Consider the following 10928-nt stretch of genomic DNA (forward strand, 5'->3'; position numbering starts at 1 on the left):
ATTCCGGGCGGTGGCCGCCGCCCCATCAGTGCACGAAAGAGGGGGAACTCATGACCGACGAAAGTGCGGGTTTGTCGTTGAATCGGCGCACGGTACTGGGCGGCGCGGTGCTTGCCGCGGTCGGTGCCGCGAGCATCGGCGGCTTCCTGTTCAGCGAAAATCGCATCGGCCCTTGGCGTTTGACGGCCCGGCGAATCGCCGACCGGCTGCAGGAGGCGGCGGGCGGGAACTTTTCCGGCCGCCGCCGCAACCACGCCAAAGGGGTTGCCGTGGCAGGGTATTTCGAGAGCAACGGCAACGGCGTCGAAGTGTGCAAGGCGTCGGTGTTCCGCGTCGGCCGGTATCGCCTCGACGGCCGATTCTCCCTGGCCGGCGGAAATCCGCACGTGCCCGACGATCTCGCTACGCCGCGCGGGCTCGGCCTGCGGCTGTTCCTGCCGGACGGGGAGCAGTGGCGGCTGGCCCTGGTGAACGTCCCGGTGTTCCTCGATGCGACACCGGACGATTTCTACACGCGGACACTGGCTTTCGCGCCCGATCCGGCGACCGGCAAACCCGATCCGGAGCGGATGCGGCAGCACCTGGCCACCCATCCGAAAACCGCGGCCGCCCTGGCGCTCATCGAGCAGGGGCCGCACGCCCCGAGCTTCGCCAGTTCGACCTACTACGGCCTGAACGCCTTCGAGTGCACCGACGCCGCGGGCCGGGCAGTGCCCGTGCGCTGGCAGTTCGAACCGGAGGCGAGCCCGGTGCCGCCGCAGCGCCCGGGCGCGGACCAGTTGTTCGACGCGCTCGTCGCCGAGCTGCAGCGCGGTCCGCTGCGCTGGAAACTGCGCCTGGTCATCGGGATTCGCGGCCAGGACCCGACCGACGACGCGACGACACCGTGGCCCGCCGATCGGCGCGCCGTGGAGGTGGGCACGCTGGTGCTCGACGCGGTGCGCACCGAAGCCGCCGACAATGTGCAGGACGTCAATTTCGATCCGCTCGTGTTACCCGACGGCATCGCGGCTTCCGACGATCCGCTGCTGCCCGCTCGGTCGGCCGTCTACGCCGAATCGTTCCGGCGGCGGGCGGGCGAGCCGCGGGCCGCGGGTGCGATCCAGGTGGTGCGGGCATGATGACCGCACTCGGCGAAACCCGCACCGAGCAGCTCGGCCGATTCGGGGTCACGGCGCGAATCCTGCACTGGCTGATGGCGATCCTGATCGTCGCCATGATCTTCATCGGCGGCGCGCTGGTCGGTTCGCTCGGCCATTACGACGTGCTGCTGGAGGTGCACAAGTCGCTCGGGTTCGCGATCCTGGCGCTGGCCGTGCTGCGCATCGGAAATCGGCTGTGGCACCGGCCGCCCCCGCCGCCGCTCGGCCTCAGCAAGCCCGAGCGGCTGATCGCCACCGGCTCCGAAATCCTCATGTACGCACTGTTCCTGGCTCAGCCGCTCATCGGCTGGGCCCTGGTTTCGGCCTCGGGGATACCCATTCGGATCTTCGGCGGGCTGCGCGTCCCGGCGATCGTGCCCACCGACGCCGGGCTGTACGCGACGCTGCGCACGGCGCACGGCATCCTGGCCTATCTGCTGCTCGCCGCCTTCACCGCGCACATCTGCGCGGTGCTGTTCCACGCACTGCTGTTGCGGGACAAGCTGATTCGGCGGATGACCTTCGGCTCGCGCCGCTAGCCGATGAACTCCGCCGTGGTCGACCGCGACCGCACCGGAAGCCTGCCGGCCGCGGGACTACTGATCGGCATCGTGCTGATCGGCGCGAACCTGCGGGCCGCGCTCACCGGCGTCGGTGCGTTGCTGCCCACCATCGAACGCGAGACGGGACTGTCCAGTGCGGGCAGCGGAGTTCTCGGCGCGTTGCCGTTGCTGATATTCGCCGCCGTCGCACCGCTGGTCGCCCGGATCGCGGGCCGCGGATCCGCGCGGGTACTGCTGTTCGCCCTGCTCGGGCTGGTCGCGGGGGTGCTGCTGCGTTCGGCCGCCGGCCTGTGGTGCCTGTTCGCGGGCACCGCGGTGCTGGCCGTGGCCATCACCTTCGGCAACGTGCTGTTGCCGTCGGTGCTGCGCGCGAGCCTGCCCGAGCGCCGGATCGGCTGGGCGACAGGCGCTTACGTGACCGCGATGACCTTGGCCGCGGCGGTGTCGTCGGGGGTGTCGGTGCCGCTGTCGGAGCACTTGCCCGGCGGCTGGCGCAGCGCGCTGGCATGCTGGGCGGTGCTCGCGGTCGCTGCGCTGCTGGTCTGGTCGGGGCAGCAGCGCGGACAGGTGCGGGCACCGGCCGCCACGGCGCCCGCGGGCATCCCGTGGCGGTCCGGTCTCGCCTGGCAGGTCAGCGTGTTCATGGGCCTGCAGTCGCTGGGCTTCTACGCGATCATCGCCTGGCTGCCGAGCATCGTGCACGACAACGGCATGTCCGAGCGGGCGGCGGGCGTGCTGCTGTTCGCCTTTCAGCTGCTCGGCCTGCTCGCGGTCAACCTGCTGCCGTGGCTCGAGCGGAGGCTCGGCGACCAGCGGCTGCTCGCCGCGGGCGCCTCCGCACTCAACGCGATCGGGTTCCTGCTGCTCGCGCTCGCGCCGCGCTTGGCGCTGGTCTCGGTGCTGCTGATCGGTCTCGGCGCGGGCGTATGCCTGGTGCTGGCCATGACCTTCCAAAGCAGGCGGGCCCGCGACGCCGCGCAGGCGGCCGCCCTCGCCGGGATGGCCCAGACGGTCGGCTTCGCGGTCGCCGCGGTCGGCCCGTTGCTGCTCGGTTTGTTGCACACGCTGACCGCAGGCTGGGCGCTCGCGCTGCTCACACTGACCGCCGCGACCCTGGCGCAGGCGGTGGTCGGCTGGGGAGCGGGACGGGACGTCCGGCTGTGACCGCCGGTCGTCGACCCCGGCCCGCTGAGCGGACCGTATCGGTATGCCCGCGACGGCGCGCACCGATATTCGGAGCGGAGAGGAGGGCACCCATGACTCGCTATTGGCCCATGACCCGCGAAACGCTCACGATCGGTTCACCGTTCGGCCCGCGGGACGGGGGATTCCATTCCGGTCAGGACTTCCCGGCGCCCGACGGAACGCCGATCCACGCCTGTGCCGGCGGCACGGTGCTGCACCTCGGGGCCGCCGCGGGCTACGGACAGTGGATCGTCATCGACCATCCCGCCACGGAGGGCGGCGGTGTCACCGAATACGGGCATATGTGGGATGCCCGCGCGACCGGGCTGTCGGTCGGGGACCGGGTCGAGGCGGGGCAGCTGATCGGTTACGTCGGCAGCAACGGCCAATCCAGCGGTCCGCACCTGCATCTCAGCGTGATGCCGTACGGCTACGATCCGGGCGCCAAGATCGATCCGCTCGACTGGCTCGCCGCCGCGCGCTTCCCGGGTGGATTCCTGTCCGCGCTCAGTGACCCGGAGCAGCGGGAGCTGCTCGAGCGGACCCGGGAGGTCTGGACCCAGTTGCTGGGCCCCGCCGGGAAGGGCTGGCCGCAGCTCGGGCGGCACGCGAACGGTGCGAATCGCACCGTGGTGGACACGCTCGCCGCGATACAGCCCGCGAAACACCCGGGTTGACCGCACTGCCCGCGGCGGGCATGGTGAGCCGATGGGCAGTGCAGAGGTCCGCGCGGGGATCGCGCTGACCAACCTCGACAAGCCGCTGTTCGACGGCGCCGAGGCGACCAAGCGCGATCTGGTCGACTATCTGGCGGCGGTCGGCGAGCGCATGGTGCGCCAGCTGCGCGACCGGCCGCTGTCGGTGATCCGGGTGCGGCCGGGGCAGGAGCCGTTCATGCAGAAGAACCTGCCCAAATACACCCCGGAGTGGATGCACCGGGTGACGATGTGGGCCGAGAGTTCCCGTCGTGAAGTCACTTACGCGCTGGCCGACGAGGTCCGCACGCTGGTGTGGTTCGGCAACCAGCGGGCGATCGAGTACCACACGACGCTGCTGCTCGCCGACCACGACAAGGGTCCGACGCACCTCTTGCTCGATATCGATCCGGCGCCGGAACAGCCGTTCGGGCAGGCGGTGCGTGCCGCGCAGCTGATCCGCACGGCCCTCGGCAACGACGGGCTCGACGGCGCGGTGAAAACCAGTGGCGCCAAAGGGGTGCACGTTTTCGTCCCGCTGGTGCCCGGGCTCGCCATCGACGATGTCGCGGCCGCGACCCGGGCGATCGCCGCCCGTGCGGAGCGGATCGATCCGGAACTGGCGACCACCGCGTTCATTCGAGAGGACCGGGGCGGTCGCGTGTTCCTCGACTCCACCCGGGCGGGCGGCGCGACCGTGGTCGCTGCCTACAGCCCGCGCATCCGGCCGGGCACGCCGGTGTCCTTTCCAGTGGCGTGGTCGGATCTCGAGCAGGTCACCCCGCGCGATTTCACCGTGCGCAACGCGCTGGCGCAGCTCGGCGACCGCGACCCGTGGGCCACGGAAATGCCCGCCCCGCAAACCCTGCCCGCCGACCTCGTAGCCGAAGGCCACACCATTCCGATCGCCCGCGTCCAGGCCATGCACGAGGGCAAGCGCCGTGCCCGCGCCCGCCGCGCAAACCCCACCCCGGACCAGTAAAGCGCCGCGGTATTTCTTCCGCGCGCCCGCACGGGCTATTCGGATTTCCCTTGTAATACTGGCTGGTCGGTTGTGTCGGCTACCGGGAATGGAAGGGATTCGTAACCGTGCCACTAGGTCTTGTCGGGGGGATGTCCGGGCGTTTCGTCGAGGGGGTCGTATTGCTGTGCGCCGGGTTGCTCGGGCTCGGTGGGGTGACCGGTGTTGCGCCTGCGGCGCATGCCGCGACCTGCGCGTCGGTGGCGGATCGCAGTGCGTATGACGGGGCGTGGAAGGGTGGTGAGAACAATACTTTGGTCGGGGGGTTCGGGGGGCTGATCAATTTCGTGGAAACGAAGTACACCCGGGCGGGTGCGGAACCGGTGGTTTACCTCGGGCAATTCGTGGTCGACGCGAAGAATGTGCTGACCAGCTGGAGTGGTACCCAGTTGATCGGCGACGGCAGCACGGTGCACGCCACCATTTCCGCGCTGACGTGTGACGGCACCGGAAAACCGAGCAGTTTCACTGCCGACGTGGTGAGCATCGGCACCGACAAAAAGAAAACCGAGCTGGGCACTTTCACGATGAAAAAGGTCGCGCTGGGTTCGACCGGCTCCTAGCCGCGGTGCTCAGACGGTCAGCGGCAGCATCGGCAGCGCCGCCTCGCCGAGGTCGGCCGGGGGCGCGGGCATGAGCTGGAGGTCGCGCTCCTCGGTCCACGCGTAGTGGCGCAACGTGTTGAACTGGGCGACGAAATGGTCGCGCCAGGCCGGGGCGCCGAAATTGATCGCCGTATTCACCTGAAGCCACCCGCTGGTGCTGAAATTGACCGAGCCCTCCCAACATTGCGGACCGGCAGGAGTGTCCACGACCAGACCTTTGGTGTGGCAGATGTATTTGCGTCCGCTGGTGCTGGTGCCGATGGTGACCTCGATACCGGCGTCGACCAGCTGCCGCACGATGGGCTGCTGCGTGTGCCCCGCGGACTGGGTGTGATCGAGGTAGAGATGCAGCGGCACGCCGCGCCGGTGCGCGGCGATCAAGCTGTCGGCGGCATCGGTGAGGGTGAATCCGTAAGCGATCAGCCAGGTTTCACCCGGCCCGGCGACCAGCTCCAGAAACCGTTGCTCGGCCTCGGCGTGGTCGCCGGGCATGAGATAGCACGTCATCGGACCATCGATCACGAAGGGCATGGCGGTACCGTACCGGCGCGGTCTCCAGCAAGCCTGGAGGCGGACTCGCGGTGCGCACTAGTTTTCCTCGCCCACCGCGACTCGCACGAAACCGCCTGCGCCGGCGAGCAGGGATCGGGCTGCGTCCGCGTCGACACCGGCCAGGCGCATGACGATCGCGGTCTTCGGGTGGCCGCCCGCGTCGTCCAGCAGGGCGGCGGCGGTGGCGAGGTCGGCGCCGGTGGCGTCGGCGACGATGCGGCAGGCGCGGTCGACCAGTTTGGCGTTGGTCGGCCGCACGTCCACCATGAGGTTGCCGTACACCTTGCCGGAACGCACCATGGTCGCGGTCGAGAGCATGTTGCAGACCATCTTCTGCGCGGTACCCGCTTTCAACCGCGTAGATCCGGTCAAAACCTCTGGGCCCGTTTCGATTTCGATGCCGATATCGGCGTGCGCGCTGAGTTCGGCATGGCGGTTGCAGGAGACCGCGACGGTGGTCGCGCCGACGGAGCGGGCGTATTGCAGCGCGCCGATCGCGTACGGCGTCCGGCCACTGGCCGCGAGCGCGACGACGACATCGCGCGCGGTGAGGGTGATCGCCGCCATGTCCTGCCTGCCGCGCTCCGGGTCGTCCTCCGCGCCCTCGATCGCCCGGGTGAACGCCTGCGCGCCACCGGCCATGATGCCGAGCACCTCGCCCGGATCGGTGCCGAAGGTCGGCGGGCACTCCACCGCGTCGAGCAGGCCGAGCCTGCCGCTGGTGCCCGCGCCGACGTAGACCAGCCGGCCGCCCTGTTCGCGCGCCGCCACGATCCGGTGCACGGCCTGCGCGATCTCCGGCAGCGCCTGCGCCACCGCGCCGGCCACGCCCGCGTCCTCGGCATTCATGACGCGCAGCATGTCCTCGACCGGCATGGCATCGAGTGCGGCGGTATGGGGATTGGCTTCCTCGGTGGTCAGTGCGCTGATCTCGTTCACTTCGCCTCCTCTGTCCTGCGGGTCCGCCAACTCCGGGGGTCGAGCGAAAGCCGATCTCACGGAGACTTCCGGAGCGAGCGTGGGATCCTGCGGTCCGCGACCGCGTCGTAGGTGCGGCGCAATGCCAACGCCGCCGACGGAGTGCGTTGCAGCACACCGACATACAGCGCGTCGACGACCAGCAGCTGACTCATCCGGCTCGCCATCGCGGCGGAGCGGAAGCCGTCTTCGCGCCCGGCCACCAGCACGGTGTGTGTCGCGACCCGGGCGAGTTTGGACTGCGGGCCCGCCGTGACGGCGACCGTGGTGGCGCGCCTGCCGCGGGCGTGATCCAGGGCGTCGACGATCGCGGCGGTCTCCCCGGAGTGCGAGAACGCGATGAGCACATCGCCTTCCTCGAGCAGGCTGCCGAGCACCAGCGCCTCGTCCTCGGAGGTGCACGCGTCACACCACATGCCGATCCGCGCGAGTTTCTGTGCCATATCGGTCGCGACCAAACCGGACGCGCCGATGCCGATGAGTTCCACGCGGCGCGCGTGCACCAGGGCCTCGACCACCGCGAGCATGGTGGCGGGATCGGCGAGTTCGGCGGTGGCCAGCATGCCCTCGGTTTCGAAGGCGGTGAGCTTCTGCAACACCTTCGACAGCGGGTCGTCGGCGTCGATATCGGTGGCGAACACCGGCCTGCCGTCGTCCTTGGCGGTCGCCGCCAGCGCCAGGCGCAACTGCGGATAGCCCTCGTAGCCAAGGGCTTTGGCGAGCCGGACCACGGCCGAGGTGCTGGTCGCGGCGTGCTCGGCCAGCTCGCTCACGGTCAATTGCGCGGCGCCGGAGGGATCGTCGCGAATCACCCGGGCCACCCGCAGCCCGGCCGGCGTGAGTCTGGGGAGCGCCCCCAGTAATCGAGTGCGTACGTCGTCGCCCTCCGGCCCACCCGGCACCCGGCTACCGCCCTTCGTCGAATCGCTGTGTGCTGCTTCGGTCATCGCGCCACCACTGTCAGCCGTTTTGGTGGGGTACCCGGTACCGGGGGAAGTACGAGCGGCGTCGCGCCCGGCGTGATCGAGCCGAGCACCGCGGCGTGGCGCGCGCCGGTGCCCGCCGGATGGGTACCCGCGAGCCCGTGCGCGGTCAGGAAGCCGAGTACCGCGAAGGCCGCGGCTTCCTTGGCGGCCGAGGGCAAGCCGAGTTCATCGGAGGTGCGCAGGGTCGCCGGGCGCAGCCGGTCGCGCAGCATCGCCGACAGCGTCGGATTCAGCGTGCCGCCGCCGGAGACGATCACCTCGTCCGGTGCGAAGGGAGCCAGCGCGTCGGCGATGGTGTGGGCGGTCAGGGCGGTCACCGTGGCGACGATATCGTCGCCGGAGGGTGCGTGGTCCCGCAACACGCGCGCGAGGTAGGCGCTGTTGAACAGCTCTTTGCCCGTCGTCTTCGGCGCCGCCGCCCGATAGTAGGGTTCGGCGAGAAGGACTTTCAGCAGGTGCTCGTCCACCGTGCCGCGGGCGGCGCGCAGTCCGTCGCAATCGAACAGTTCCGCGCCGCCGGTCGCCGCGGCGACGGCGGCATCGATGAGCGCGTTGCCCGGTCCGGTGTCGAAGGCCACCGGGGGCTCGCCCGTGACGGTGACATTGGCGATGCCGCCGATGTTCAACGCGGCCGCGCGTCCGGGCCGTCCGGCCAGCCACAACAGATCGAACAGGCCCACCAGGGGAGCGCCCTGTCCGCCGGCCGCGATATCGCGCGGACGGAAATCGCTGACGACGGGCAGCCCGGTCCGTTCCGCGAGCCAGGCCGGTTGGCCGAGTTGCAGCGTGCCGTGCACGATGCCTTCGTGCACCCAGTGGTACACGGTCTGGCCGTGCGAAGCGACGAGATCGGCTGTGCCGTCGAAGAATTCGTAGACCGCCGCGTCGGCCGCCGCGGCGAACTGCTGTCCGATCGCGGTGTCGAGCCGGCACACCGTCGCCATATCGATCGAGGCGGGCGGTAGCGCCGCGATCAGCTCGGCCCGCAACTCGGCCGGGTAGGGGCGGCTCAGCAGTCCGGCGATCCGGACCTCGATCGTGCTGTCCCGCAGGGATATTTCCGCGGCGACCGCGTCTATCGCGTCGTGCGACGTGCCGGACATCAACCCCACGACACGCACTAGGCCACCGCCTCGACCGGCTCCGGGTTCGGCTCGGGGGCGGGATGGAGGCGGCTGGTCAGCCCGCCGACCATCAGTGTGACGAGCACGCCGATCGGCACCAGCCATTGTGCCGCGATGCCCTTCTCGACGGTCTTGCCCGCCACCGTGACATCGATATGGACCGCCCGCACCACGATGGTCATCACGATCACCGTCACCACGAAGGCGATGATGGCGTCGACCTGGTTGGCGCGTGGGACCAGCCTGCCCAGCAGGAACGCCCCGAGCAGGGCGCCGTAGGTGTACCCGGCGATGGTGAGCGCGGTCAGGTAGACGTTGCCGGTGGTCGCACTGAAGCCCATCGCGCACAGCGCCATCAGCACCGCCCACACCAGGGTCATGTAGCGGGCCAGCTTCAGCATGGACGCGTCGGAGATCTCACGCGTGGCGAAGCTGCGGATGATGTCGGCGACCGTCGAGTTCGCCATCGAGTTCAGCGCCGAGGACAGCGATCCCATCGCGGCGCCGAGGATGCCGGCGACCAGCAGGCCGGAGATCACCACCGGCAGGCCGTGCAGGATGAAGTTGGGGTAGAGGTTGTCCGCGGTGGCGAGGCCGAGTTCCTTGGGCGTCTTGCCCTCGTTGTAGGACCACAGCAGCGCGCCGACCAGAGAGAAGGCGGCGAACTGGATGGCGACGAAGATACCGGAGCCGATCATCGCCTTCTGGCTGTCGCGCAGCGATCGGGTGGCCAGGATGCGTTGCACGATCAGCTGATCGGAACCGTGCGAGGCCATGGCGAAGATGGCGCCGCCGATGATCGCCGTCGGCATGGCGAAGGGACTGGTCAGAATGTGCGCCAGGCCGAAATCGGTGTCGAAGACCTGGAACTTGCCCGCGTGCAGCGCATCCGACCAGCCCGCAGCGCCCACGTGACCGGTGAGCACGCCGATCGCGATGATCGCGCCGGACAGGTACAGGCCCATCTGCAGTGCGTCGGTCCAGATGACCGCCTTGATTCCGCCGAGATAGGTGTAGACGACCGTCAGCAGGGTCAGCGCGATGATGATCACGTCGTAGCCGAGGTCGATGCCGAATTCGCTGAGCAGCAACTTGATCGGAATGGCGGAGGCGAACAGCCGCACGCCCTCGGCGAGCAGCCGGGTGAACACGAACGTCACCGACGCCACGCCCTGCAGATAGCGGCCGAAGCGCAGCTCGAGGTACTGGTAGGCGCTGACGAATCCGCCGCGTTTGTACAGCGGGATCAGCGCGGTCGCCACAATGGTGCGGCCGATGATGTAGCCGAGCGCCAGCTCGACGTTGCCGAAGGCCTGATCGGTGTACGCGCCGCCGGGGATCGAGATGACCGTGAGCACGCTGGTCTCGGTGGCGACGACCGAGAAGCACACGGTCCACCAGGGCATCCGCCCCTCGCCGACGAAGTAGTCGCTGCTGGACTTCTGTTTCCCGGACAGCCGTAGGCCGATCCACGCCACGGTGATCAGATAGACGACGATGACGGCGACGTTGAGTGCGTTCATCGCAGCTCCTAGGTGACGCGGCGTGCTGATTGCAACTTAGTGTCAGCCGTCACGTGAACTCTGTCAATGATTGTCAGACGATTCGTACCACCAATTTCTCCAATACCGTAGCCGTATCACCGGCCAGCAGGGCAGCGCCGTCGATCGGGCCGCCCAGCGCGGTCCGCCGGTCGATGAGCGGCGCGATCTCCTGGTCCAGCGGTTCGAGCAGCGCCGCACCGAGATTGGCCAGCCCGCCGGTGAGCGCGTAGGGGACCGGCGGCCGCAGGCCCGAGCGCGCGATCGCCGCGCGCACGGTGCGGGCCAGCGCGCGTCCGGCCGCGGTCATGACGGCCGCGGCGGTCTCGTCGGTGGCCGCGGCCGCGGCGACGACCGGCGCGAAACGTGCCGCGAGCAGCGCGGGATTCTCGTGTTGACCGAGGTGCCTGGGCAATTCGTCGAGCGTCACCCCGTAGCTCTCGGTGGCCCGGGCGGCGAGAGTGGTGTGCGGGCCGCGACCGTCGTGCGCGCGCAGCGCCGCGCGCAAACCCTCGGTGCCGATCCAAGCCCCGCCG

The 10928-nt window shown here is 69.6% G+C and carries 12 protein-coding genes; 6 read left to right on the top strand and 6 right to left on the bottom strand.

The genetic code is table 11. The annotated features are described in order from the left end of the window. Positions 1-50 precede the first annotated feature (50 nt). From TY25_RS30350 to TY25_RS30375, 6 genes are all read left to right on the top strand, one after another. Entirely contained in the window at positions 51-1121 is a 1071-nt protein-coding gene (locus tag TY25_RS30350; protein WP_042261808.1) for a catalase family peroxidase, read from the top strand. Further along, positions 1121-1681, top strand: coding sequence for a cytochrome b (locus tag TY25_RS30355; RefSeq protein ID WP_042261810.1), 561 nt, complete (start codon positions 1121-1123; stop codon positions 1679-1681). Before TY25_RS30350 ends, TY25_RS30355 begins: the two co-directional genes overlap by 1 nt. Before the next feature lie 3 nt (positions 1682-1684). Continuing rightward, the gene (locus TY25_RS30360; protein ID WP_042261813.1) at positions 1685-2869 is read left to right on the top strand and encodes an MFS transporter; all 1185 of its coding nucleotides are present in this window, start codon (positions 1685-1687) and stop codon (positions 2867-2869) included. A gap of 92 nt (positions 2870-2961) precedes the next feature. Then, positions 2962-3567 (top strand): M23 family metallopeptidase, encoded by a 606-nt coding sequence (locus tag TY25_RS30365; RefSeq protein ID WP_201773725.1) that lies wholly within the window; start codon positions 2962-2964, stop codon positions 3565-3567. 31 nt (positions 3568-3598) lie between these two features. Continuing rightward, positions 3599-4567 carry a DNA polymerase domain-containing protein gene (locus tag TY25_RS30370; protein WP_042261815.1) on the top strand — a complete coding sequence of 323 codons (969 nt, stop codon included), beginning with the start codon at positions 3599-3601 and terminating at the stop codon, positions 4565-4567. 131 nt (positions 4568-4698) lie between these two features. Beyond that, on the top strand, positions 4699-5169 hold the full coding sequence (locus TY25_RS30375) for a hypothetical protein (RefSeq protein WP_042261817.1): 471 nt from the start codon (positions 4699-4701) through the stop codon (positions 5167-5169). 9 nt (positions 5170-5178) lie between these two features. On the opposite strand, the gene TY25_RS30380 is transcribed toward TY25_RS30375, so the two are convergent. The 6 genes from TY25_RS30380 to TY25_RS30405 all read right to left on the bottom strand — a co-directional run. Next, positions 5179-5742: a phospholipase D-like domain-containing protein gene (locus TY25_RS30380; protein ID WP_042261820.1), complete on the bottom strand. Its 564-nt coding sequence runs from the start codon at positions 5740-5742 to the stop codon at positions 5179-5181. 57 nt (positions 5743-5799) lie between these two features. Beyond that, positions 5800-6702, bottom strand: a complete 903-nt coding sequence (gene murQ / locus TY25_RS30385; protein ID WP_081869201.1) for an N-acetylmuramic acid 6-phosphate etherase — start codon at positions 6700-6702, stop codon at positions 5800-5802. A gap of 56 nt (positions 6703-6758) precedes the next feature. After that, entirely contained in the window at positions 6759-7688 is a 930-nt protein-coding gene (locus TY25_RS30390) for a MurR/RpiR family transcriptional regulator (RefSeq protein WP_081869202.1), read from the bottom strand. After that, positions 7685-8848: an anhydro-N-acetylmuramic acid kinase gene (locus TY25_RS30395; RefSeq protein ID WP_042261824.1), complete on the bottom strand. Its 1164-nt coding sequence runs from the start codon at positions 8846-8848 to the stop codon at positions 7685-7687. The genes TY25_RS30390 and TY25_RS30395 overlap by 4 nt, the downstream gene beginning before the upstream one ends. Then, positions 8848-10374, bottom strand: a complete 1527-nt coding sequence (locus TY25_RS30400) for a sodium:solute symporter (RefSeq protein ID WP_042261825.1) — start codon at positions 10372-10374, stop codon at positions 8848-8850. The genes TY25_RS30395 and TY25_RS30400 overlap by 1 nt, the downstream gene beginning before the upstream one ends. A 73-nt stretch (positions 10375-10447) precedes the next feature. After that, on the bottom strand, positions 10448-10928 hold a 481-nt coding region (locus TY25_RS30405; RefSeq protein WP_042261849.1), incomplete at its 5' end, for a BadF/BadG/BcrA/BcrD ATPase family protein.

It is taken from the genome of Nocardia brasiliensis NBRC 14402 (genome assembly GCF_000308475.2).
GTDB classification, from domain to species: Bacteria; Actinomycetota; Actinomycetes; order Mycobacteriales; family Mycobacteriaceae; genus Nocardia; species Nocardia brasiliensis.